General features: G+C 63.1%; 22 protein-coding genes. 15 read left to right on the top strand and 7 right to left on the bottom strand.

From position 1 onward, the window contains the following. Positions 1 to 47: 47 nt before the first annotated feature. The 4 genes from BZG29_RS20320 to dapC all read right to left on the bottom strand — a co-directional run bounded on the left by BZG29_RS20320 (position 48) and on the right by dapC (position 4,276). Positions 48 to 404, bottom strand: a complete 357-nt coding sequence (locus BZG29_RS20320) for an ArsC family reductase (RefSeq protein ID WP_077406891.1) — start codon at positions 402 to 404, stop codon at positions 48 to 50. Positions 405 to 536: 132 nt separating this feature from the next. After that, positions 537 to 2,084, bottom strand: coding sequence for an FAD-dependent oxidoreductase (locus tag BZG29_RS20315; protein WP_077406888.1), 1,548 nt, complete (start codon positions 2,082 to 2,084; stop codon positions 537 to 539). Positions 2,085 to 2,206: 122 nt separating this feature from the next. Then, positions 2,207 to 3,034 (bottom strand): 2,3,4,5-tetrahydropyridine-2,6-dicarboxylate N-succinyltransferase, encoded by an 828-nt coding sequence (gene dapD, locus BZG29_RS20310; RefSeq protein ID WP_077406885.1) that lies wholly within the window; start codon positions 3,032 to 3,034, stop codon positions 2,207 to 2,209. A 12-nt stretch (positions 3,035 to 3,046) separates the two neighbouring features. Beyond that, on the bottom strand, positions 3,047 to 4,276 hold the full coding sequence (gene dapC, locus BZG29_RS20305) for a succinyldiaminopimelate transaminase (protein ID WP_077406882.1): 1,230 nt from the start codon (positions 4,274 to 4,276) through the stop codon (positions 3,047 to 3,049). A 225-nt stretch (positions 4,277 to 4,501) separates the two neighbouring features. Between dapC and tsaB the strand changes: the two genes are divergently transcribed. Genes tsaB through BZG29_RS20285 form a run of 4 tightly spaced genes read left to right on the top strand, consistent with a single transcriptional unit; the run spans position 4,502 to position 7,551 of the window. Continuing rightward, positions 4,502 to 5,227 carry a tRNA (adenosine(37)-N6)-threonylcarbamoyltransferase complex dimerization subunit type 1 TsaB gene (gene tsaB, locus BZG29_RS20300; RefSeq protein WP_077406879.1) on the top strand — a complete coding sequence of 242 codons (726 nt, stop codon included), beginning with the start codon at positions 4,502 to 4,504 and terminating at the stop codon, positions 5,225 to 5,227. After that, a complete protein-coding gene (gene rimI / locus BZG29_RS20295; RefSeq protein WP_077406876.1) occupies positions 5,224 to 5,715 on the top strand; it encodes a ribosomal protein S18-alanine N-acetyltransferase in 492 nt (163 codons plus the stop codon). The genes tsaB and rimI overlap by 4 nt, the downstream gene beginning before the upstream one ends. After that, the gene (locus tag BZG29_RS20290) at positions 5,712 to 6,611 is read left to right on the top strand and encodes a uracil-DNA glycosylase (protein ID WP_077406873.1); all 900 of its coding nucleotides are present in this window, start codon (positions 5,712 to 5,714) and stop codon (positions 6,609 to 6,611) included. Before rimI ends, BZG29_RS20290 begins: the two co-directional genes overlap by 4 nt. Further along, entirely contained in the window at positions 6,604 to 7,551 is a 948-nt protein-coding gene (locus BZG29_RS20285; RefSeq protein ID WP_077406871.1) for a DUF1853 family protein, read from the top strand. Before BZG29_RS20290 ends, BZG29_RS20285 begins: the two co-directional genes overlap by 8 nt. 177 nt (positions 7,552 to 7,728) lie before the next feature. Here the strand turns inward: BZG29_RS20285 and lplT are convergent, their stop codons facing one another. Continuing rightward, complete coding sequence (gene lplT, locus BZG29_RS20280) at positions 7,729 to 8,991, bottom strand: lysophospholipid transporter LplT (protein WP_035820370.1); 1,263 nt, start codon at positions 8,989 to 8,991, stop codon at positions 7,729 to 7,731. A gap of 247 nt (positions 8,992 to 9,238) precedes the next feature. Here lplT and alr point away from each other — a divergent pair, with 247 nt between their 5' ends. The 4 genes from alr (at position 9,239) to fliD (ending at position 13,872) form a co-directional block, all read left to right on the top strand. Then, entirely contained in the window at positions 9,239 to 10,360 is a 1,122-nt protein-coding gene (alr, locus tag BZG29_RS20275) for an alanine racemase (protein ID WP_077406868.1), read from the top strand. Positions 10,361 to 10,429: 69 nt separating this feature from the next. Further along, positions 10,430 to 11,806, top strand: a complete 1,377-nt coding sequence (gene radA, locus BZG29_RS20270) for a DNA repair protein RadA (RefSeq protein ID WP_070255485.1) — start codon at positions 10,430 to 10,432, stop codon at positions 11,804 to 11,806. 191 nt (positions 11,807 to 11,997) lie between these two features. Beyond that, positions 11,998 to 12,258 (top strand): PilZ domain-containing protein, encoded by a 261-nt coding sequence (locus tag BZG29_RS20265; RefSeq protein WP_253192660.1) that lies wholly within the window; start codon positions 11,998 to 12,000, stop codon positions 12,256 to 12,258. 228 nt (positions 12,259 to 12,486) lie between these two features. Next, complete coding sequence (fliD, locus tag BZG29_RS20260) at positions 12,487 to 13,872, top strand: flagellar filament capping protein FliD (RefSeq protein WP_077406863.1); 1,386 nt, start codon at positions 12,487 to 12,489, stop codon at positions 13,870 to 13,872. Between the two features lie 106 nt (positions 13,873 to 13,978). Here the strand turns inward: fliD and BZG29_RS20255 are convergent, their stop codons facing one another. Further along, complete coding sequence (locus tag BZG29_RS20255; protein ID WP_171985077.1) at positions 13,979 to 14,779, bottom strand: helix-turn-helix transcriptional regulator; 801 nt, start codon at positions 14,777 to 14,779, stop codon at positions 13,979 to 13,981. Between the two features lie 100 nt (positions 14,780 to 14,879). On the opposite strand from BZG29_RS20255, the gene BZG29_RS20250 reads away from it, so the two are divergent. The 3 genes from BZG29_RS20250 to BZG29_RS20240 all read left to right on the top strand — a co-directional run bounded on the left by BZG29_RS20250 (position 14,880) and on the right by BZG29_RS20240 (position 17,437). Beyond that, entirely contained in the window at positions 14,880 to 16,115 is a 1,236-nt protein-coding gene (locus tag BZG29_RS20250) for an MFS transporter (RefSeq protein WP_077406858.1), read from the top strand. 32 nt (positions 16,116 to 16,147) lie between these two features. Then, a complete protein-coding gene (gene rraA / locus BZG29_RS20245; protein ID WP_077406855.1) occupies positions 16,148 to 16,642 on the top strand; it encodes a ribonuclease E activity regulator RraA in 495 nt (164 codons plus the stop codon). A gap of 153 nt (positions 16,643 to 16,795) precedes the next feature. Then, positions 16,796 to 17,437, top strand: a complete 642-nt coding sequence (locus tag BZG29_RS20240) for a choice-of-anchor C family protein (protein WP_077406852.1) — start codon at positions 16,796 to 16,798, stop codon at positions 17,435 to 17,437. Positions 17,438 to 17,547: 110 nt separating this feature from the next. Here BZG29_RS20240 and BZG29_RS20235 read toward each other — a convergent pair whose 3' ends face one another. Beyond that, on the bottom strand, positions 17,548 to 17,931 hold the full coding sequence (locus BZG29_RS20235; protein WP_077406849.1) for a MerR family transcriptional regulator: 384 nt from the start codon (positions 17,929 to 17,931) through the stop codon (positions 17,548 to 17,550). An 82-nt stretch (positions 17,932 to 18,013) separates the two neighbouring features. Here BZG29_RS20235 and BZG29_RS20230 point away from each other — a divergent pair, with 82 nt between their 5' ends. The 4 genes from BZG29_RS20230 (at position 18,014) to BZG29_RS20215 (ending at position 22,492) form a co-directional block, all read left to right on the top strand. Further along, positions 18,014 to 18,445 (top strand): hypothetical protein, encoded by a 432-nt coding sequence (locus tag BZG29_RS20230; RefSeq protein WP_077406846.1) that lies wholly within the window; start codon positions 18,014 to 18,016, stop codon positions 18,443 to 18,445. 106 nt (positions 18,446 to 18,551) lie between these two features. Continuing rightward, on the top strand, positions 18,552 to 20,369 hold the full coding sequence (locus BZG29_RS20225) for a DUF4153 domain-containing protein (RefSeq protein ID WP_150131009.1): 1,818 nt from the start codon (positions 18,552 to 18,554) through the stop codon (positions 20,367 to 20,369). A gap of 313 nt (positions 20,370 to 20,682) precedes the next feature. After that, positions 20,683 to 22,014, top strand: coding sequence for a S41 family peptidase (locus tag BZG29_RS20220; RefSeq protein ID WP_171985076.1), 1,332 nt, complete (start codon positions 20,683 to 20,685; stop codon positions 22,012 to 22,014). After that, on the top strand, positions 22,007 to 22,492 hold the full coding sequence (locus BZG29_RS20215) for a MarR family transcriptional regulator (RefSeq protein ID WP_216350320.1): 486 nt from the start codon (positions 22,007 to 22,009) through the stop codon (positions 22,490 to 22,492). Before BZG29_RS20220 ends, BZG29_RS20215 begins: the two co-directional genes overlap by 8 nt. Positions 22,493 to 22,593 lie beyond the last annotated feature (101 nt).

The following is a 22,593-nucleotide window of genomic DNA, read 5'->3' as shown; positions in this document are numbered from 1 at the left end:
GCGGGCTCGTACTCTTGAGTACGACCCCAGCCTTGCAGGTGTCGGGTTTAAACTGAAAAAATGGCTGAATATTGCACATCGGAAAACGCCACGCTGAACTGGCCATCCTTGTCCAGCACGGGGCGCTTGATGATGGATGGGTTTTCCAGCATCAGGTCCAGGGCACTGGCCGCATCGACGGTGGACGCCTTGCGCTCGTCGGACAGGGCGCGCCAGGTCGTGCCTTTCTTGTTGACCAGCACATCCCATGGCAATTGCGCCAGCCACGCCTCGACGGTGGCGCGTTCCAGGCCCTGTTTCTTGAAGTCGTGGAAGGTGAAATCGAGTTGCTGCGCGGCCAGCCAGGTGCGGGCCTTTTTGACGGTATCGCAGTTGGGGATACCGTAGAGTGTAATGGTCGTCATGGGTAGGGCTAAGGGGAATGAATGCGGTTCGCTTGATCGCGGCGCTTGCGCCAGGACAAAATGCGATGGTAGCCGACATTATACAGTCGATGCGCAGTCGATGCGGCAGTGCAACACGGCCCCGTGATTCCCCTACACCGGCCGGGGCGCCGCCTTGCCCGATTCGGCAGGACCGAAATGCAGGCCCAGCCGCAAGGCCAGGGCGCGCAGGGCGCCGCTTTCCTGCTGGTGCAGGGCCAGCGCGATGTGGCCGTCGGGGCGCAGGAGGTAGGCCGCGTCGCGGCCCAGGCCGGCCAGCTTGGCGGCCACGTTGTAGGTGTAGCAATGCACGGGCAGTTTCAGCACGCGCGCTTCGTCCAGCAGTTCGGGCGCCGGCTCGCCATAGATGTGCAATTGCCAATCCATGCTGCGCAGGGCGATAAAATTGTCTTGCGTGCCGTCCGAGAACCACGGCAGGCGGTCGCCGCCGCGCAGGTATTCCGCGTGGCCGGCGGAGAGGGCGCTGTCCTCGTAGCTGATCTCGATTTGCGACACGGTCCGGAACAGCAAGCGACGCGCCCGTGCAAAGCCGGAGAGGAAGGGCAGCGCGTGCGGCACCAGCCAGCGCCGGAGGAATTGCCCGGCGATGCCTTGCGCGACGATGGCCTGGAAGGCGCGGTCGGTGGTGGCGACGAGCTTGCGGGCAAACACGATGCGCTCGCTTTCATAGGTGTCGAGCAGGGCGTCGTTGCTTTGTCCCCGCAGCTTTTGCGCCAGTTTCCACGCCAGGTTGACGGCGTCGCCCAGGCCCGTGTTCATGCCCTGGCCGCCCACGGGGCTGTGCAGGTGGGCCGCGTCGCCGAGGATGAAGCAGCGCCGCTCGCGAAACTGCGCCGCCACCCGGTGATGGACTTTATACGTGGAAAACCAGTTCACGTGCTCGACCTGGATATTCAGCAAGCTTTCCACCTGTTCCCGCACGTCGTCGAAGACGGGCGCGGGCGTGCCTTCCGGCTTGTCGGGCAGGATGCCGATCAGGCGCTGCATGCCGCTGGTGCGCACGGGCAACATCAGCGCAAAAGAGTTCGCGCCCAGGTGGGCGTGCAAATCCGTGTTGTTGCCAGCCACTTGCGCATCGGCCACGTAATACAGGTGGTCGTAGGTGCCGCCGGAGAACGCAAAGCCGGCGATCTCGCGCACCTTGCTGCGGGCGCCGTCGCAGCCGCAGATATAGTCAAACGTGCAATATTGTCGTTCGCCATTGTGGAGCAGGATGGCTTGCACTTCGCTATCGTCCTGCGTCCACAGATCCAGCGCCACGTTCCATTCCACGTGTATGCCGGCCGCTGCCAGCTTGCTGATGAGGAAACGCTCGTGTTCGTCCTGCGGCAGGCTCAGCACGAAAGGATAGGGGCTCAGTCCCTCGCCGATCTCGCCCAGCGCCAGTTTCACGAGTTCCTCGCCCCCTTCGTGGATGTGCATGGCATTGATCTTGATGCCCAGGCTGACCAGCTCGTCGGCAAAGCCCAGCTGCTGGTAAAACTCCAGGGTGCGCGCATGCACGGCCATGGCCCGCGACGCCTGCCCCGGGCCGCTGTTTTTATCGATGATGCGGCAATCGACGCCATGGCGCGCCAGGCGCAAGGCAAGCATGAGGCCGGTAGGGCCGGCGCCGACGATCAATACGGGAGGAGTATTCATGCCATCCAGTATAGGACAGGATGGGTGATGGCTGCGCGACGATTGAAGTTGCGCTCTGGAAACGAAAATGTCCCGCCGGAGCGGGACATTCAGAGAGCTGCGTGCGCCTTGTGACGCAGTAATTAGATGCCGCGCAGCAACTCGTTGATGCCGGTCTTGGCGCGCGTTTTTGCATCCACGCGCTTGACGATCACGGCGCAGTACAGCGAGTACTTGCCGTCTTCCGAAGGCAGGTTGCCCGAGACCACGACGGAGCCGGCCGGCACGCGGCCGTAGGTCACTTCGCCCGTGGCGCGGTCGTAGATCTTGGTCGACTGGCCGATGTACACGCCCATCGAGATGACGGAGTTTTCTTCGACGATCACGCCTTCGACGATTTCCGAACGGGCGCCGATGAAGCAGTTGTCTTCGATGATGGTCGGGTTCGCTTGCATAGGCTCCAGCACGCCGCCGATGCCGACGCCGCCGGACAGGTGGACGTTCTTGCCAATTTGCGCGCAGGAACCGACGGTGGCCCAGGTGTCGACCATGGCGCCTTCATCGACGTAGGCGCCGATGTTGACGTAGGACGGCATCAGCACGACGTTCTTGGCGATGAAGCTGCCGCGGCGGGCGACGGCTGGCGGCACCACGCGGAAGCCGCCTTTGACGAAGTCTTCCTTGGTGTAGTTGGCGAACTTGGTCGGGACCTTGTCGTAGAACTGCATCGTGCCGTCCGATGGCAGGACGACGTTGTCTTCCAGGCGGAACGACAGCAGCACGGCTTTCTTGACCCACTGGTTGACGACCCAGTCGCCCGAGGTTTTTTCCGCCACGCGGATGCTGCCGTTGTCCAGGCCATTGATGACGTGGGAGACGGCGTCGCGCAGTTCGGCCGTGCCGTTGCCCGGATTGATCTCGGCGCGGTTTTCCCAGGCCAGGTCGATGATGTTTTGCAGTTGTTGGCTCATGATGATGTCTTATTAGTGAGTTAATGCGGATGCGGAAAGCTGCTGGCAGAATTTTACTATGCGTAACGCCGCTTCCAGCCCTTCGGCCGTTTCGGCCACGAGGGCCATGCGGATGCGGTTGCGGCCCGGATTTATGCCGTGCGCGTCGCGCGCCAGGTAGCTGCCAGGCAATACCGTGACATTATATTCGGCGTACAGGCGTTGCGCGAATTCGGTGTCGGACAGGCCCGTGCGGCTGACGTCGGCCCACAGGTAGAAGCCGGCGTCCGGCAATTGCACGTCCATCACCGATTGCAGCAGCGGCGTGATGGCGTCGAACTTGGCGCGGTACTTGGCGCGATTTTCCTCGACATGGGTTTCGTCGTTCCAGGCCGCGACGGAGGCCGCCTGCACGGCAGGGCTCATGGCGCCGCCGTGGTAGGTTCGGTAGAGCAGGAATTTTTTCAGCACTTCCGCGTCGCCGGCGACAAAGCCCGAGCGCATGCCCGGCACGTTCGAGCGCTTCGACAGGCTGGAAAACACCACCAGGCGCGCATACGGGCGCTCGACCGTGGACAGGCCCAGCATGTGCGCCGCCTGCAGCGCGCCCAGCGGCGGCGTGTCGCCGTGGTAAATCTCGGAATAGCACTCGTCGGCGGCGATGACGAAATCGTAGCGCTCGGACAGGGCGAACAGGTGTTCCCAGTCCGTCAGGGTCAAGACGGCACCGGTCGGGTTGCCCGGCGAACACAGGAACAGCAGTTTGACCTTTTCCCACACGCTGGCCGGTACGCTGTCGTAGTCGCAGCCGAAATTGCGCGCCGGGTCGGAATTGACGAAATACGGTTCGGCGCCGGCCAGGTAGGCGGCGCCTTCATAGATCTGGTAAAACGGATTCGGGCTGATCACGAGCGAACCGGCGGCCGGATCGATCACCGTTTGCGCCAGCGCAAACAGCGCTTCGCGCGAACCGTTCACGGGCAGGATTTGCGTGGCAGGATTGAGCTTGGGGATGCCGTAGCGGCGCTCGAGCCAGCCGGCGATGGCTGTACGCAAGGCTTCCGAACCGATGGTGGTCGGATAGCTGGCCAGGCCATGGATATTGTCGACCAATGCCTGCTCGATGAAAGCCGGCGTCGGGTGCTTGGGTTCGCCCATGCCCAGGCTGATGGGCGCATACTCGGGATTGACCGTCACGCCAGCAAACAGCTGGCGCAGCTTTTCAAAGGGATATGGTTGCAGTTTAGCAAGAAGTGGATTCACGGAACGGACCAGGGCAAGAGTGGAAAGACGATGTTGCTCAGCGATTGCTAGGCGATTGCTTGGCGCGGCAGACTTGATGCCGGTCAAATAATGAGCCGCGTCTTTCATTATAGCCGTCCTCGCGGGGCCGCTGTGCAAGCCGCATCGGCGTGAGGGCTGCCCGGCTTGCCACGGCATGTCGCGGCGGGGAGTGCCATGCCATGGCGCGGCAAGGTAAAATACGCTATGTCTACCTTACTTCCCACCCTGCTTGCCATTGAAACCTCGTCCGAACTCGCCTCCTGCGCCTTGTTGCGCGGCGATGTCGTCCTGTCCCGCGCGTCGTCGGGCGTGCGCACCCATTCCCAGTCCATCTTGCCGATGGTGCAGGAATTGCTCGCTGAAGCGGGCGTGACCCTGGCCGACGTCGATGCCATCGCCTACGGCTCCGGCCCCGGCTCGTTTACGGGCGTGCGCACGGCTTGCGGCATCGCGCAAGGCCTGGCCTATGGCGCCAAGCTGCCTGTCGTGCCCGTCGTCACCCTCGACGCCATGGCGCTGGCGTGCCACCAGCAACATGGCGCGCAACGCATCGTGACCGTGCTCGACGCCCGCATGGGCGAAGTGTACTGGGCGCAATATGATTACCAGGATGGCTTGCAGATTGTTGCGCCGCCGGCCCTGAGCGCGCCGGCCGGCGTGGCGCCGCAAGGCGACGTGGCCGCTTGCGGCAACGGTTTTAGCGCCTACGCCGAAGCGCTGGCCCCGCTGCCATGCGCCGCCACGGCCGACGCCGCCATCATGCCGCACGCCGTGCAAGTGGCGCAGCTGGCGCGCATCGCGTTTGCGGCCGGCCAGTTCGTGACGGCGACCGAGGCGCAGCCTTTGTATTTGCGCAACAAGATCGCCTTTACCAGCGCGGAACGGCAAGAGATGCAACAGGCCAAGGCCGCGGCGGAGTCCGCGCAATGAGTGTGGCGGACCAGGACCGCGCTGCCGGCTGGGACTTGCTGCGCCTCGACTATCAGCCGATGGGCGAAGCGGACTTGACCGAGGTGCTGGCGCTGGAGCAGCGCGTGTATCCGCATCCCTGGACGCACGGCAACTTCGTCGATTCGCTCAAGAGCGGCTATCCGGCCTGGGTGCTGCGCGACGTGGATGGCACCTTGCTTGGCTACTTTTTGCTGATGCTGGTCGTCGATGAGGCGCACTTGCTCAACGTGGCCGTCGAAGGCGCCATCCAGGGCCAGGGACTGGGCCGCTTCCTGCTGAACCAGTCCTGCGCCTGCGCGCGCCAGCTGGGCATGGAATCGATGCTGCTGGAAGTGCGCCCGTCGAACGTGCGCGCGCTCGATATTTATCAGCGCTATGGATTTGAACAGATCGGCCGGCGCAAGGGATACTATCCGGCCAGTAACTCGCAACGTGAGGACGCCATCGTGATGCGTTATACCTTATGAGCCGCAGCGCCGTTTTCCTCGATGAAATGGGCGTCGGTCCCCTGTGGCGCTTGCGCCAGGGTGGCGCACCCGAGGCCGCTGAAGCGGCTGACGTTGCCGAGATCGTAGAGGAAGCAGCAGCGGCACCGGTGGCCGCCGTGGTTGAACCGGTCGCGCCGCGCGTACCCGCAGCTGAGGTTGTTGCTGAGGTGAAAGCCGTTGACGTTGCTGCGCCTGTCGCCGTCGCTCCCGCTCCTGCCACGCCTGCCGCTCCCGCCGCGTCCGACGACACGGCCTGGTTCGACGATGCGCCGCCACCGCCGCCCGCCAGACAGCTGAGCGATGCCGATATCGCCGCCCTCGACTGGGAAGGCTTGACGGCCGCCGTCGCCAAATGCGCGCGCTGCGACCTGTGCAAGACGCGCAAGGGCGTCGTCATGGGCCGCGGCGACCGCCAGGGCGATTGGCTGATGCTGGCCAGCAGCCCGTCGCGCCTGGAAGAGCGGGAAGGGCGCGCCTTGCCGGGCGAGCAGGGAAAATTGCTCGACAATATGCTCAAAGCCATCGCCGTCGATGCGGGCAGCGATGTGTACATCACGCACTTGCTGAAATGCCGTCCGCTCGACGAGGCGGGCCAGGAACGCCTGCCGACAGAAGCCGAGTCCGCCGCCTGCCGCCCGTATTTCGAGCGCGAACTGGCCCTGCTGCAGCCGCGCACCATTTTGACGCTCGGCTCGATGGCCGCCGCCGGCATCAATCCCGGCGAAAAACCCGTGCGCGGCACCGTGCGCAAGCTGGGCAAGGCCTCCGTCGTGGCCACCTTCCACCCAGAGCAACTGTTGCAGGACGGGACGGGCAAGGCCAAGGCGCGCGCCTGGGCCGATTTGTGTCTGGCGAAAAGCGCGCACGGTGGTTGATACGGCCGTCGCTACCTTCCAGGCCTGTTTCGAGCAGCGCTGGGGGCATCTGACGCACCCCCGCGTGCGGGCGCTGGCCTGGCTGCTCGACTCTCCCGACTTGCTGGACCCGTCCAGTTCCCACTGGGGCGGGCGCATCGCCAGCTTGCCTCCCGTCACGCCTGCCGTGGCCGCCTGGCTGGGGGCGCTGCAGGATGATCCGTCGCCGCTCGATGCGGCGTTGGGGCCGAAATTCTATTCCCGCCTGGGCCTGTACGCTGAAAAGCTGCTGGCCTTTTATTTTGAGCAACACGGCTTGCTGGCCGCGCATGGTTTGCAGGTGCAGGTGAACCGCAACGATACGGTGGGCGAGTTCGATTTCCTGCTGCGCGATGGGGCGGAGGGTGACGCGTTGCTGCACTGGGAATTCGCCACCAAGTTCTACCTGCTGGAAGGCGCGCCCGATCCCGGCGTCTTCAATCACTTGATCGGCCCGAACCTGGCCGATACCCTGGGCTTGAAGATGCGCAAGATACTCGACAAGCAGCTGGCCCTGTCCCGCCATCCGGCTGCGCAAACCCTGCTGGCGCAGCCCGTGCGCGCGGCGCAGGCGCTGGTCAAGGGCTGGCTGTTCTATGCACCGGGAGCCACGCCCGCCCTGGACGGTATTTCCGAAGAGCATGGACACGGCTTCTGGTGCACGCCGGCGCAATTGCCGGCGCGGCGCTATGTCGTGCTGCCGCGATTGCAATGGCTGGCGCCGTTCAAGGGCCGCGACGTGGAAGTGCTGGACGTGGAGGCCTTGCGGGCGCGCTTGTTTGATCTGGCGCAACCCGTGATGGTGGCAACGGTGGATACTATCGAAGGCTGGGAAGTAGAGCGCACGCGCGGTTTTGTCGTGCCGCATGACTGGACGCAGCAGGCTGCCGTGCGGCGGCTGGCTGGCATGCTGCCAGCGTAATGCCGGGGTCAGTCGCTTTGCGATCGGAATGCATCCCATTGGGATGCATTCCCCCGTCGGGACTCGGCGTCCCCGTCTGACCCCAGCCCTTGCTTGGGGTTAGTGTTGGGCTTAGTCATGTAGGTCGGATTAGCGGGGCCGCCGAGGCGCATAGCGCGTAATCCGACGCCACATTGTTTAATGCTTCTGCTCGCCAATCAGCGACAAGTTGTCGTGCTCAGCCTGGTTCAGCTTGTGCCTACGCATGATCATGTACATGGTGCCGGCGACGAACAGGCCGAACAGGGTGATGATGATGTTCAGCGGCAGGTGCAGGCGGATCATGATCGAATACACGGCCAGCATGGTCAGAATGGACAGGTTTTCATTGAAGTTCTGCACGGCAATGGAGTGGCCTGCGCTCATCAGCACGTGGCCGCGATGTTGCAACAAGGCATTCATGGGCACGACAAAGAAGCCGGACAGGGCGCCGATCAGTATCAGCAGCGGATAGGCGATCCATACGGAATGTACTTGCGTCATCATCATGACGATCACGCCCATGGCGATGCCCAGCGGAATGACGGTCAGCGATTTGCGCAGCGGAATGAAGCGGGCCGACAGCACGGCGCCGGCGGCCACGCCGATGGCCACCACGCCCACCAGGCTGGTTGCCTTGTCGAAGGGCATGTTCAAGGATTGCTTGGCCCATTCCAGCACGATCAGTTGCAAGGTGGCGCCGGCGCCCCAGAACAGGGTCGTCACGGCCAGGGTGATCTGGCCCAGCTTGTCTTTCCACAGGATGGAATAGCAATTGGCAAAATCGGTAATCAGTTTGATAGGATTGCGTTCCTGGTGCGGATACACGCAGCCCGTGTCGGGAATCTTCAGGTTGGCTAGGGTCGCCAGCACATAGATGCCGACCACCACGCACAGGGCCGCTTCCGTCTTGTTGGTGATGCCCGTGTCGATCAGGGGGAAGTCGAAGGACAGCAGCATGTCGGACACGTGGCCGCTGACGAGCGCGCCGCCCATGACGGTGCCGAGGATGATGGAGGTGACGGTCAAGCCTTCGATCCAGCCATTCGCCGCCACGAGCTTTTCCGGCGGCAGCAGTTCCGTCAGGATGCCGTACTTGGCGGGCGAGTACACGGCCGCGCCAAAACCGACGACGGCGTAGGCCAGCAGCGGGTGTACGTGGAAGAAGACGAGGGCGCAGCCGAAGATCTTGACCATGTTGGCGATGAACATGACCTTGCCTTTTGGCAATGCATCCGCGAAGGCGCCGACAAAAGCGGCCAACAGCACGTAAAACAGGACGAACGACAGTTTGAGCAGCGGCGTGATCCACGCCGGGGATTTCATGGACACCAATAAATCGACGGCGACAAAAAAGAGGGCGTTATCTGCCAGCGAGGAAAAGAACTGCGCCGCCATGATGGTATAAAAACCACGATTCATTCTGGATTGCCTGAAATCATATCTGGCTTGCTTTATACCACGAAAAAACGGCAAACCCCAAGTTTGGAAGGGGCCGCTTTGCATACTCTTGCCTAAGCGAACCTTAATTTTTCTGCCGTAGAAAAATACACATACATGTGAGCATTTTATAAATGATGTCCTCTGCATACGACCTTGGGCGTCTGCCGTGTCCGTGTACTGTGCATCCGGTAAAATACGGCTTTCCCACCCGCCGTGAACGACGCATATGCCCAGGCCCCTTCTCGCCACCATCCATCTCGATGCCATGCAACACAATCTGGCGCGCGCCCGTGCCGGCGCCCGCGGCGCCAATGTGTGGGCCGTCGTCAAGGCAAATGCCTATGGCCACGGCCTGGAACGGGCCATGCGGGGCTTTGCCGGGGCCGATGGCCTGGCGCTGGTCGAGGTCGACTACGCCGTGCGTTTGCGCGAACTGGGCTGGACCAAGCCCATCCTGCTGCTGGAAGGTTTTTTCGACGCCAGCGATTTGCCCGTCATGGCGCAATATGGCTTGAACGGCAGCGTGCATTGCGAGGAACAGATCGCCCTGCTGGCAGCGGCGCGCCTGCCGCACGCCATCGATGTGCACCTGAAAATGAATACGGGCATGAACCGCCTGGGCTTTACGCCAGACGCCGTGGCGGGGGCGTATGCGCGCCTGCGCGCCATGCCGCATATCGGCACGATCACCCTGATGACGCACTTCGCCAATGCGGACGAGGCGGCGCCCACGCGTTTGCCCCTGGAGCAGCAGATGCTGCGTTTCGAAGCCGGGGTAGCCAGCATTACGGCCAGCATCGGCGCCGGCGTCGGCACATCATTGCCGCGCAGCCTGTGCAATTCGGCCGGCCTGCTGCTGCACCACCTGGACAGCGACTGGGTGCGCCCCGGCATCATGCTGTACGGCGGCACGCCCAGCGGCGCTCCCGGCGGCACGTCCGCGCAGGCGTTCGGCTTGCTGCCCACCATGACCTTGCGCAGCAGCATCATCGGCATCCAGGATATCGCCGCCGGCGAAGTGGTGGGTTACGGCAGCCGCTACGAAGCGGCCGGCAATATCAAGGTGGGCGTGGTGGCGTGCGGCTATGCGGACGGCTACCCGCGCCATGCGCCCGAAGGCACGCCCGTGCTCGTCGACGGCGTGCGCACGGGCCTCATCGGCAGGGTGTCGATGGATATGCTGATGGTTGACCTGACGCACGTGCCCGGTGCAAAAGTCGGCAGTGCCGTCACCTTGTGGGGCCAGGGCATGCCGATCGACGAGGTGGCCCTGGCCGCCGGCACCATCGGCTACGAGCTGATGTGCGCACTGGCGCCCCGCGTGCCCGTGCTCGAAGCGGCACAGTGACGGCGGCCCGCCGTTTGTATATACTGTATATATAGACAGCAGTTTCACCTTACCCGGGCAAAGTACACCATGGCAAAAGTCAAGACCATCTACACGTGCAGCGATTGCGGCGCCATCAGCAACAAATGGATGGGGCAATGCACCTCGTGCAACCAGTGGAACACCATGGTGGAAACCCTGCCCGAGACGGGCGGTAACAACCGCTATTCGAATCCGCAGCACATGTCGCTGGCGCAGACGGCGCCCGTGCTCTCGCTCGACGATATCGACGCCATCGACGTGCCCCGCTTCGGCACGGGCATCGAGGAATTCGACCGCGTGCTGGGCGGCGGCATGGTGGCGGGCGGCGTCGTGCTGATCGGCGGCGACCCCGGCATCGGCAAGTCGACCCTGCTGCTGCAGGCGCTGGCCAACATGTCGCATCACAAGCGCGTGCTGTACGTCAGCGGCGAGGAATCGGGCGCGCAGATCGCCCTGCGCGCCAAGCGCCTCGTCATCGACGCCAAGGAACTCAAACTGCAGGCCGAGATCCAACTGGAAAAGATCCTGTCCACCTTGAACGACCTGAAGCCGGAAGTGGTGGTGATCGACTCCATCCAGACCGTGTATTCGGACGCCCTCAGCTCGGCGCCCGGTTCCGTGGCGCAAGTGCGCGAATGCGCGGCCCAGCTCACGCGCGCGGCCAAGCAGACGGGTGTGACCATCATTTTAGTCGGCCACGTGACGAAAGAGGGCGCGCTGGCCGGCCCCCGCGTGCTCGAACACATCGTCGACACGGTGCTGTACTTTGAGGGCGACGCCCATTCCAGCTTCCGCCTCGTGCGTGCCATCAAGAACCGTTTCGGCGCCGTCAATGAACTGGGCGTGTTCGCCATGACGGAAAAGGGCTTGAAAGGGGTGTCGAACCCGTCCGCGCTGTTCCTGTCGCAGCACGACAACCAGGTGCCCGGCTCGTGCGTGATGGTGACGCAGGAAGGCACGCGTCCGCTGCTGGTGGAAATCCAGGCCCTGGTCGACACCAGCCACTTGCCGAATGCGCGCCGCTTGTCCGTCGGCCTGGAGCAGAACCGCCTGGCCATGCTGCTGGCCGTGGCGCACCGCCACGCGGGCATCGCTGCCTTCGACCAGGATGTGTTCATCAACGCCGTCGGCGGTGTCAAAATTACGGAACCGGCGGCCGACCTGGCAGTGTTGCTGGCGATTAACTCGTCGATGCGCAACAAACCCTTGCCGCGGGGCCTGGTGGTGTTTGGCGAAGTGGGCCTGGCCGGTGAAATCCGTCCCGCGCCACGGGGCCAGGAGCGCTTGCGCGAAGCGGCCAAGCTGGGCTTTACCCTGGCCGTGGTGCCCAAGTCGAACTTGCCGAAACAGGTCATCGAGGGCCTCAAGGTCATCGGCGTCGAGCGCATCGATGAAGCATTCAACAAGCTACGAGACCACGAGTAAAAGTTGGTATGGTTTAAATGCCAAGCTTGAGACAAGTCAAACAAAATTTCCGTTTAGAACTATAATATTTGTCCGATGGATGCGCCTCGCGCATCCGCATCGACAATGCATAGATAGAGAAGCGGAATACAGTGTCAGTTGAGCAAAGGCAGGGCGCACGCAAGATATTGCGTGCCAAGGCAATGTTGGTAATGGATGGCGCGGGCCCCGTGGCGGCGCGCACCCTCGATGTGGGGCCGGGCGGCATGTCGGCCGTCATCGCGGAACCGGTGCCGACAGGCAAGAAAGGCAAGGTGCTGTTCGAGTTGTTTTACGATGGCGCGGCGCACATCATCGAGGCGCGCGTGTCCGTCTCGCACTGCATTTTCAGCAGTGCAGGTTTCAAGGTGGGACTCACTTTCCAGCAGCTGGACATGGCCGTCAGCAGCGCCATTTCGAAATTCATGCGCTGAGGCGCGTCCGCGATAAGCGGCAAGTGATTGCGCTAAAATGGTGCATATGGGTTTGCAGTCAGGAAAAACCTGTTCTGTTCGCTGTTTTGATATTCCGGTAATACTGCATAATTATCAACCAGAAGAGGGACCTTGCCGCGCCACGCGCGCCTGCCGTCCGTTTCCAGCGCAGCACGGTCACGACCTGAACCGTGTGCCATGACCTTACACCCGACGGGAACGCCTACCATGTTTAATTCGACCATCAACAGCAGGGCCTACACCAACAACACGCAGCAGACGACGCAGGGCAATATCTCGGCCGATGTGTATGCGAAGGTGGAGCGCCAGATGCAGTCGCAGAACACGGGCGTCGTCAAGCTCAACGCCAGTCTGGCGCGCGACCAGGCCAAGTTCTCCGGCCTGGGCCAGCTGCAATCGGCGCTGGCGAAATTCCAGACCGTGGCCAAGAACATGGCCGGCAGCGGCCTGGCCACGTCGGCCACGTCCAGCAGCAAGGATGTGCTGAGCGCCACCACCACCGACAAGGCGGTCAGCGGCAGCCATGAAATGAACGTCAAGCAACTGGCGCAGGGACAGACCTTGCTCAGCGGCGCGCAGAAATCCTCGAGCGCGGCGATTGGCACCGGTGCGCCCGCGCTGGTCAAGATCGAAGTGGGCTCGGCCGACGGCAAGCAATTTACGCCCGGCAGCGGCAAGATCATTGCGGTGACCATCGACAGCAGCAACAATAGCCTCGACGGCATCGCCGCCGCGCTCAAGCAGCAGGGCATCGACGCCAGCGTGGTGAAAGGTGCCGATGGCTACTCGCTGGCCATCAATGGCAAGAGCGGCGCCGACAGCAGCATGCGCATCAGCGTGTCCGGCGACGCGGCCGTCAGCAATCTGCTCAGCTATGCGCCCGGCGCCGGCAAGGGCATGCAGCAAACGGCCGCCGCGCAGGATGCGCTGCTGACCGTCGACGGCAAGGAAATCAAGAGCGCCACGAATACCCTGACGACGGCCGTCGAGGGCGCCACCATCGAATTGAAGAAAAAAGGCACGACCGATCTCGTCATCGCCAAGGACAGCAGCCAGATCGCCAGCAACGTGGCCAGCTTCGTCACGGCCTACAATGAACTCAACAGCAAGCTGCAGAGCCTGCAGCAGGGCGATTTGAAGTCCGACACGGCCCTGGGGCAAGTGCGCTCGCAGATGGAGCAGGTGCTGCGCACGGCCAGCACGGGCGTGCCTTCCTCGGTCTTGAGCAGCGCCGGCGTGACCCTGGGCAAGAGCGGCGAGCTGGTGCTCGACGATAAAAAGCTCAAGGCCGCCATCGCGGCCGATCCGGACGCCGTCAGCAAGATGTTCACGAATAACGGCAAGGGTGTGGCGGACCAGTTCGCCAGCAAGATCGGCGAGCTGACGGGCGAAACGAGCATCATCCGCAAGGAAGTGCAAACGGTCGGCAAGGACATCACGACGCTCACCAACAAGAAAGCCGTGCTGGCCAAGGCGCTGACGGCCCAGGCGCAGGCGCTGGTGAAAGCGTATTCCGCCCAGGAGCAGATGGGAACGAACTCGGCTTTGCCGGGCTATACCGGCAAGAATTCGCTCTTCGACTTCATGGCTTAAGAGCGCACCGCTAAAGCGCCCATGGCGGCGTTGCATCGCCTTGCAGCGTACTGCCTGCGGCGCTGCGCCTTGCCCTGGGCGCTGTATCGGCGCGCTTTCCAGTTGGCTAGATTCTGTCGCCCTGGGCAAAGAAGGCTGACGGCGAACTGCCGAAAGTCTTCTTGAACATGGCGGAAAAGGCCGACTGGCTGGCGTAGCCCAGTTCCTCGGCCACTTGCGACAGCGGCACGCCGCGCGCGATCAGGGGCGCCGCGTGCGCCAGGCGCACTTGCTGGCGCCACTGGCCAAAACTCATGCCCAATTCCCGTTCGAACAGCCGCGCCAGGGTGCGCTCCGAGGCGCCGACCTGCTGCGCCCAGTGTTCCAGGGTCTGGTTCAAGCCCGGTTTCTCGATCAGGCTGTCGCACAGGCTTTTCAGGCGCTTGTCGCCAGGCAAGGGCACGCGGATGGGGCGCGTGGCCGAGCGTTTCAATTCATCGAGGATCAATTCGGCCAGCAGCGCCTCGCGCGCCGGTTCCTGTCCGGGATCCAGCTGTTCCAGCGCCATGATCAGCTGGCGCAGCAAATTCGATACTTCCAGCACCTTGCAGTCGTGGCCCGCAAAGGGCGCGCGCGCGGCATGGATGCACAGGGGGCGCAAGCGGGTTTTTTCCAGTATCGTGACGGCATGCTCCACGTTGGGCGCGATCCAGATGGCGCGCATGGGCGGCAGCACCCAGCTGCTGTTGTTGGCAGTGATGCGCAGCACGCCTTCGAGCGCCATCGTGACCTGGCCCCAGGGGTGGGTATGCGGTAACAAGAATTCATCGGGTTGCAGGTCGCGCGCGATCATCGTCACGGGGATGGTCGCGCTGGGCGCTTCCCGTGGCGGACACATGCGGGTATGGTGGAGGATAGGTACACCCATCAGCTTGGCCTTAATTCGATAAATTATGTCGTTCTGTCGGAAAACAGACGATGGTATTTTGCATACACTTGAGCTTCACCAGTATAAGACAGGGTATGACATGATAACAACTAACTCGGCATCCGGACTTCCCACCTTGCGCGGCGATGCGCGCGTCATCGCCCTGGTGGGGCTGGCGCATGGCGTGTCGCACTTTTATCACCTGATCCTCGCGGCCCTGTTCGTCTGGCTGAAACCCGCCTTCGACCTGTCGTATGCGGAACTGGGCTTGCTGATGACGGTGTTCTTCATCATCTCGGGCGTGGGGCAGGCGCTGGCCGGCTTTGTCGTCGACCGCTTCGGCGCGCGTGCCGTGTTGTTTTCCGGCATTTTCTTGCTGGGCCTGTCGGCGCTGGCCCTGTCCGCCGCCCACAGCTATGCGGCGCTGATGCTGGGCGCCATGCTGGCCGGCATGGGCAACAGCGTGTTCCATCCGGCCGACTACACGATTCTCAACCAGCGCGTGTCGGCGGCCCGCGTGGCCTACGGCTTTTCCGTGCATGGCATCAGCGGCAATATCGGCTGGGCGCTGGCGCCCCTGTTCATGACGTATGTCGCCACCCATTACGACTGGAGAATCGCGCTGCAGTGCGCGGCCGTGCTGCCGTTCGGCGTGCTGCTGATCCTGTTCCTGAACCGCCACGCCATCCGTCCCGAGCCGGTCAAGAAGGCGGCGCCGGGCCAGCCGGCCGGCGGCGAAGGCACCCTGGACTTTTTGCGCCTGCCGGCCGTATGGATGTGCTTTGCCTTCTTCTTCATTACCGCCATCGCCCTGGGCGGCATCCAGAGCTTTGCCAGCGTGGCCCTCGTCAAGCTGTACGGCATGAGCCTGGCGCTGGCCACCAGCGCCTACACGGCGTATATGCTGGCCTCGGCCGTGGGCATGCTGGCCGGCGGCGTGGTGGGCGCGCGCAGCAAGCAGCCGGACCGCAACGTGGCGATCGCCTTTGCCGCCGCCGCGCTGCTGGCGGTGCTGCTGGCCATGGCCGTCGTGCCGGCCTGGGGCGCGGTGGTGCTGATGGGCGCCATCGGCCTGATGTCGGGCGTGGCGGGGCCGTCGCGCGACCTGATGATACGCGCGGCGGCGCCGAAGAATGCCACCGGGCGCGTGTATGGCGTCGTGTATTCGGGTCTCGACAGCGGCCTGGCCGTGGGCCCTTTGTTCTTTGGCGCGCTGATGGATGGCGACCATCCGGCCATGCTGTTCGTCTTCATCGGCCTGTTCCAGGCGCTGGCGATTGCCACGGCCGTGGGCGTGGGCGGCAAAACACGTGCCGCGGCGCTGCAAAAGGCATAGAATCGTTGCCATCTGCCACGAAAGGAATCCCCATGACCTTTGCCACCACCGACCTGTGCGACGACTATGCAGCCATGCTGGACGATGGCACCCTGGCCGTGCTGCCGCCCGTGTACCGGTCCTTCGGCCAGCGCGTGCGCTTTTGCGGCCCCGCCACCACCCTGCACGTGTTCGAAGACAATGCGCTTGTGCGCAGCACCCTGGAAACGCCGGGCCAGGGCCATGTGCTGGTGATCGACGGCGGCGGCAGCCTGCGCCGCGCGCTGGTGGGCGGCCAGCTGGGCGTGCTGGCCGAAAGCAATGGCTGGGCCGGCATCATCGTCGATGGCTGCATCCGCGACAGCGAGGAAATCAATGTCTGCCAGATCGGCGTGCGCGCCCTGGCCACGCATCCGCGCAAGAGCAACAAGACGGGCGCCGGCCAGCGCGACGTGCGCGTGCAGGTCAGCGGCGTGGCCGTGCATCCGGGCGACTGGATCTACGCCGATGCGGACGGCATCCTGGTGGCGCGGCAAGAGCTTGATTGAGCTGTCGCCTTCCGGAAGGGGCGAGGGCGCCTGAAGACGTTGCAAATTGCTCACATTAAATATATTTTTGTAAAGTTCTTGGATTTTCATCCTGGCTGGGATATGATTTCACTTAAGGTAACTTTAATGCCATTAAGGCAAGGAAATCAATACATGAAAATCGCCACCATCGCAGCCGTTGTCGCCCTGTTTGCTGCCGGCAGCGCCAGCGCCAGCCCCGTCAATCTGATTACGAATGGCAATTTTGAAACGGTTGCTTCCGGCTATACCTTCGACAGCGGCTTTAAAGTCGTCAACAGCGGTTCGTCGGCCATCACGGGCTGGACCGTGGGCGCCAGTTCCATCGACTTGATCCGCAATGCGTATAACGCCATCAACGGCTACAGCGTCGATTTGCTGGGCACGCCAGGTCCGGGTTTCCTGTCGCAAAATTTCAGCGTTGTTGCCGGCCAGACGTACAGCCTGACCTTTGACATGGCGCGCAATTCCGGCGGCCCCGCAGGCCAGGGCGTGAGCGTCAATTTCGGTGGCGTGGCGGGGGATTTCTACTCGACGGCCGCCGCCTCGAACACCTTGTACAGCAATACCCTGAGTTTCACGGCGGCCACCACCGGCCTGGCGACCCTGTCGTTTGCCAGCGCCGCCAAGGCCGGCACGCCGTTCGACAATTACTCGGGCGCCGTGATCGACAATGTTTCCGTGATGGCCGCCGTGCCGGAACCGGAAACCTACGCCATGCTGCTGGCCGGCCTGGGCCTGATGGGTTTCCTGCGCCGCCGCAAGGCCGCCAAGTAATTCCAGCTTTGCGCCACGTCAAAACCGCCTGCGGCCATGCCCAGGCGGTTTTTGTTTTTCAGAGACCGTGCGCGTACGCCGCGCCCGGCAACTGCAGCCACGGCAGTCAATTAGCGGGCGACGTCGGCATTTCCCCGCAACGGACAGGCGGCCGCCTGCGGCTCCATCCGCCGCGCCAGTTCTCCGCGCAACTGCGTCAAGCCGGCGATGCGCGCATCGATGTCGGCCAGCTTGCGCGCCAGCGCCGCGCGCAGCAGTTCCGCCATGGCGGGATCGCCTGCGCCGGCCAGCAGCGGCATGTCGGCCTCGATTTCCGCCAGCGTAAAACCCAGCTGCTGCGCCGTGCGCAGGTAGCGCAGCCAGTCGGCCGCCTCGGGCGGGTAGTCGCGGTAGCCATTCGCGCCGCGCCGCGCGCGCAGCAAGCCCCGTTTTTCATAGAAGCGCAGGGTATCGCGGCTCAAGCCCGTCGCCTGCGCCATCTCGCCGATCTGCATGGAAGTGTTCCTTCATAAAATGCTTGACCATGGAGTGTACTCCAGCCTTGAGAATGGATGCTTTCCATACACAGGAGTTGCCATGTTGTCCGTTTCCGCCTTCCGCCGCGTGGTGCGCGCCAGCGCCATTTACGATGTGCTCATGATTGCCCCGTTTACCACGCCGTGGACGTTTTTGCTGCTGCGCGAGCACTTGAGCGCCGTCAATGTGTCGCTGGGCGGCGTGCCGCTGCCGGTGTTCGAGCCGTTTCATGTGCTCATCGGCAGCTTGTTTGGCAGCGTGGTGATGGTCTGGTCGGTGCTGCGCATGCTCGACCCGCAGCCGCGCTTCGGCCGCTATGACGCGGCGGCCCGCTACCTGTTTTCCACCTGGATGGCGTGGGCCTTGCTGGTGACGGGCCAGCCCCTGCTGTGGCTGTTCCTCGTGCCGGAGCTGGCCTGGGGCCTGGCGCAAAGCCTGCCGGTGCACCGCGGCGAGGGGTGCGGGAAGGGCGCGCGCGCGAATCGCTGTTGAGATGACGATAACGAAATGCAATAATGGTCGTGCTCGCAGTGCAACAATGCCTGCAATGAACGACTCTAAGGGAATGATTATGCAGCAGGATGCGGCAGGAAAAAACATGGCTTTGCTCGATCCGGTGGTGGCGCCGCGCATCGCGGTGACGCGCCTGGTGACGGGCCTGCTGCAAGGCTTGCTGCTGTACTGGCTGTACAGCACGGCGCAAGACAAGGTGTGGCCCGCCACGGAAGCCTATCTGCTGGGTCCGTTGATGCTGATCAGCTTGCTGTTGCCCATCCTGCTGGTGTCCAGCCTGGGCCACATGTCCCTCAAGCGCATCGCCCTGTGGATGGCGGGCGCGGCCGTCGTGCTGGCCGTGCTGGCCTGGCACGACGTGGCGCGCGGCGCCGAGCACGTGATCTGGGGCAACTACAAGCCGGGCGCGCCGCTGCGCGTGATTTCGGCCCAGCTGTTCGGTTTTTGCGTGGTGGGGTTTTATATCGCCCACGCGCTGGTGCTGGCCAGCGCCCAGGATGGCCAGCGCATCGCCCGCTACCCGACCTACTTTGAAATCGCCTGGAAGCTGGGCATTCAATTGCTGTTTTCCCTGCTGTTCGTGCTGGGCCTGTGGCTGGTGCTGTGGCTGGGCGGGCAATTGTTTCTGCTGATTAAGCTCAGTTTCCTGAAAAAGCTGCTGGGCCAGGCCTGGTTCGTGATTCCCGTCATCTGCTTCGCGTTTTCCTTCGCCATCCACATCACGGACGTGCGCCCGTCCATCGTGCGCGGCATCCGCACCTTGCTGCTGGTACTGCTGTCGTGGCTGATGCCGATTGCCGCCGTGCTCGTTTCCGGTTTCCTGCTGACCTTGCCCTTCATCGGCTTCGAGCGCCTGTGGGCCACGCGCCATGCGGCGTCCGTGCTGCTGGGCATGGCCGGCGTGCTGGTGGTGCTGATCAATGCCGCCTTCCAGAATGGCGAAGTGGGCCATGGCGTGGCGCGCGGCATCCGCCTGGGCACGCGCCTGGCCTGCCTGCTGCTGCCGTGGGTGGTGGGCATCGCCATCTATGCGCTGACCTTGCGCGTGATGTCGCACGGCTGGACCTCCGACCGCCTGATCGCGGCCGCCTGCCTGCTGGTCGCCACCTGCTACGCCGCCGGCTATGCCTGGGCGGCCAGCAAGTATGGCGACTGGCTGCACCTGATCGCCAACGTCAACGTGGCCACCGCCTTTGTTACCCTGCTGGTGCTGTTCGCCCTGTTCTCGCCGCTGGCGGACCCGGCGCGCATTTCCGTGGCCAGCCAGATGGCGCGCCTGGACAGCGGCAAGATAGGCGTGGACAAGTTCGATTTCGAATACCTGCGCTTCCAGGGCGCCCGCTATGGCCAGGCGGCCTTGCAGGAATTGACGAAACGCACGACGGGCCCGGATGCGGCCATCGTGCGGGCGCGCGCCGAGGCCATGCTCAAGCGCCAGAACCGCCTCGACGAGACGGGCGCGCTGAGCGACGTGTCGATCAACCTGACCCTGCGCCCGGCCACGGCGAAGCTGCCGGACAGTTTCCTGCGCCAGGACTGGACGCAAGTGGGCCCAGCCTGGCGCCTGCCCGCCTGCCTGAAGCGGGCAGGGCCGCAGTGCGACGCCTACCTGCTCGATTTCGATGGCGACGGCAAGCAGGACGTGTTGCTGATCAGCAATGATCCGCGCGCCTCGTCGGTGTTGCTGGCGGAAAAAGACGACGGCAGCTGGACCGCGCGCGGGCAAATCCCCACCGATGCCCTGCGCTGCAAGCCCCTGCGCGAGAAGCTGCAAGCGGGCCAATTCCAGCTGGTGCCGCCGAAGGTGCGCGAGCTGGAAGTGGACGGCCAGCGCGTGCCGATGACCTTGTATACGCCGGAGGACGAGGTCAGCTGCCCGGACGAGACGGCGCCGGCCCCGTAAATGGCAGGAGGAGGGCGCGCAGCGGGGCGTGCAGCGCCGGACGACACCGCCAGCTTGCTCTGAAGGCAGCAACGTCGTGCACTGAATCATTCCGACTGTCCGCTATCGGCGGAAGCTGCGAATGACGATGGCCGGCCAGAGGCTGCCACTGAAGCGTTGAATCTGAAAGCGCTGGCCGAAGCACCCTTCTGGCGAGAACAGATCGGACGGAAGCGGATGTTGTTTGCTTCCCTTATCGAGGTGATTTGATTTTTCTACAATATGTTGCGCAATATATTGTATGATCGAATCTCACCGAGGGGGAAACATTAGAATGCGTTATCACTTATGTCTGCTTCAAACGCTGTCGGCGTTGTCCATCATGTGCGCACCGGGCGCTTTTGCCGAGGTACCGGGCATCTCGCGAGACGAAAAGGGTGCGGTCATCGCTTCCCTCAATAGCACCTTGAATGCAAACTACGCGTTTCCCGACATCGCAAAAAAAATTGCGCCGGTGCTTCAGGAGCATCTGACAAAGGGCGTTTATGATTCGGCGGCGACGCAGGCAGAGTTCGCGAGCAAGCTGACGGACGATCTCATCAAAGTCAGCGGCGACCTGCATTTTTTCGTGGGTGCCGACCCAAAATGGATCGCGGAATTCAAGGCAAAGGCCGATCCGGCGCTCAAGGCCAGTATACGAAAAGAAGAATCGCGCAGGCTGGAGGAGACCAATTTCGGTTTCGACGAGGTCGCCCGCCTGAAGGGAAATGTCGGTTATATACGCTTCAGCTATTTTGCCGATCCCGAGCTTGCCTATGATACGGCGGCGTCCGTTATGCGCTTCGTCGGCAATACGGATGCCGTTATCATCGATTTGCGCTATAACAATGGCGGACATCTGGAAATGGCGCAATTCCTGGCGAGCTATTTCTTCTCCAGCGAGAAAGACCAGCTGCTCTTTGACTATTATTATAATGAGGATGGCAAGCGTATCCAGCGCGGGCAATGGGTGCTGCCGGGCCTGCCGGGCAAGCGCATGGTGGACAAGCCCGTGTATATCCTGACCGGCTCCACGTCGTTTTCCTCCGCAGAATGGTTTTCCTATGCGATGAAGAAGCTCGGGCGAGCGACACTGATCGGGGAACGCACCGCCGGCGGTGCGCATCCGGTCGCACGCAAGCCGCTCAACGACGATTTCTTCGTGCAAGTACCGATCGGCCAGATCCAGGATCCCGTGGAGCATGGCGATTTCGAAGGAACCGGCGTGCAACCCGATATCGCCAGCCCCTCGATTCGCGCGCTGCCGCTGGCGCACAAGCTGGCGCTTGAAAATCTGGCGAAGACCGATGAGGCCAGGCGAACCGAACTGGCCTGGCTGCTCCCCGGCTTGACGGCAGCGATCGAGCGCCCGCACGCCGATGCCGGGCTGTTGGCGAAAGCGGCCGGAAAATATGAAGGCCGCCAGCTCGTCCTGGACAATGGCACGCTCTACTATCTCTGGCGCGAACGGCTCCGGGTCGCGCTTGAGCCGATCGGTCCCAACCTGTTCGCGGTGGAAGGCGTGTCGGATTTTCGATACCGCTTGAATGTTTCACGCGGGAAAGTGACGGAGCTGGAACGCGTGAACAAGGACGGCAGCATCCAGAGGTACAAGCGCCTTGACTAAAGAGACACTTCACCCGGCCGCGATCGATGACGCCGTGTTCCTCGGCCGCGCCGTCGAACGGCTGAGCGTCCTGATCGCCGAGCAATCCAAGACGGTCTTCGATACGATGGGGATCGTCATCCCGGTTCGCTCCTGTTCGCTGATGACTGTTCTGGCAACGCTCGGCTCGGCCTCCGCCTCGGATCTGGCGCGCGAACTCGGACATTCGCACCAGCTGGTCATGCAAAAGATACCCAAGCTGCTCCGCCTGGGCCTCATACGGTATCGGAACGATGACAACGATGCCCGGCGACGGCTATTTATGCCCACCGATGAAGGCTTGTCGCAGTTGGCGAAATTCGAGCAGTGCACGGTGCTGATACGGGCGGCCTATGCCGGCCTGTTTGCCGAGGTGGGAGACGTCAGGCAATTCGTGGACCGGGCCGCCGATGCGCTCAACGCGAGGCCGCTGGACAAGCGCATCAGTTCCCCGGACTGACGGAGACGGTGTCCACGCCTGCCTGGTTTGGTCAGGATGTCTGAAATGGCGCGGCCTGTATCGCCGCTGTAGCAGTCGTCCGACTGATACAGCATGTGCCT

Origin of the sequence: Janthinobacterium sp. LM6, from assembly GCF_002002885.1 — a bacterium.
Classification (GTDB): Bacteria; Pseudomonadota; Gammaproteobacteria; order Burkholderiales; family Burkholderiaceae_D; genus Janthinobacterium; species Janthinobacterium kumbetense.
The sequence above is the reverse complement of the archived record's forward strand: the minus strand, read 5'-3'. Positions and strand labels throughout refer to the sequence as shown.

Coding starts and splice junctions, on each gene's coding strand:
- BZG29_RS20235 (WP_077406849.1), bottom strand. CDS start 17,931: ATGCAGATCGGCGAGATGGCGCAGGCGACGGGCTTGAGCCGCGATACC.
- BZG29_RS20225 (WP_150131009.1), top strand. CDS start 18,552: ATGGCTTTGCTCGATCCGGTGGTGGCGCCGCGCATCGCGGTGACGCGC.
- alr (WP_077406868.1), top strand. CDS start 9,239: ATGCCCAGGCCCCTTCTCGCCACCATCCATCTCGATGCCATGCAACAC.
- BZG29_RS20255 (WP_171985077.1), bottom strand. CDS start 14,779: ATGGGTGTACCTATCCTCCACCATACCCGCATGTGTCCGCCACGGGAA.
- BZG29_RS20315 (WP_077406888.1), bottom strand. CDS start 2,084: ATGAATACTCCTCCCGTATTGATCGTCGGCGCCGGCCCTACCGGCCTC.
- BZG29_RS20220 (WP_171985076.1), top strand. CDS start 20,683: ATGCGTTATCACTTATGTCTGCTTCAAACGCTGTCGGCGTTGTCCATC.
- BZG29_RS20240 (WP_077406852.1), top strand. CDS start 16,796: ATGAAAATCGCCACCATCGCAGCCGTTGTCGCCCTGTTTGCTGCCGGC.
- BZG29_RS20320 (WP_077406891.1), bottom strand. CDS start 404: ATGACGACCATTACACTCTACGGTATCCCCAACTGCGATACCGTCAAA.
- lplT (WP_035820370.1), bottom strand. CDS start 8,991: ATGAATCGTGGTTTTTATACCATCATGGCGGCGCAGTTCTTTTCCTCG.
- BZG29_RS20230 (WP_077406846.1), top strand. CDS start 18,014: ATGTTGTCCGTTTCCGCCTTCCGCCGCGTGGTGCGCGCCAGCGCCATT.
- BZG29_RS20290 (WP_077406873.1), top strand. CDS start 5,712: ATGAGCCGCAGCGCCGTTTTCCTCGATGAAATGGGCGTCGGTCCCCTG.
- dapD (WP_077406885.1), bottom strand. CDS start 3,034: ATGAGCCAACAACTGCAAAACATCATCGACCTGGCCTGGGAAAACCGC.
- tsaB (WP_077406879.1), top strand. CDS start 4,502: ATGTCTACCTTACTTCCCACCCTGCTTGCCATTGAAACCTCGTCCGAA.
- BZG29_RS20265 (WP_253192660.1), top strand. CDS start 11,998: ATGGATGGCGCGGGCCCCGTGGCGGCGCGCACCCTCGATGTGGGGCCG.
- radA (WP_070255485.1), top strand. CDS start 10,430: ATGGCAAAAGTCAAGACCATCTACACGTGCAGCGATTGCGGCGCCATC.
- fliD (WP_077406863.1), top strand. CDS start 12,487: ATGTTTAATTCGACCATCAACAGCAGGGCCTACACCAACAACACGCAG.
- rraA (WP_077406855.1), top strand. CDS start 16,148: ATGACCTTTGCCACCACCGACCTGTGCGACGACTATGCAGCCATGCTG.
- BZG29_RS20250 (WP_077406858.1), top strand. CDS start 14,880: ATGATAACAACTAACTCGGCATCCGGACTTCCCACCTTGCGCGGCGAT.
- rimI (WP_077406876.1), top strand. CDS start 5,224: ATGAGTGTGGCGGACCAGGACCGCGCTGCCGGCTGGGACTTGCTGCGC.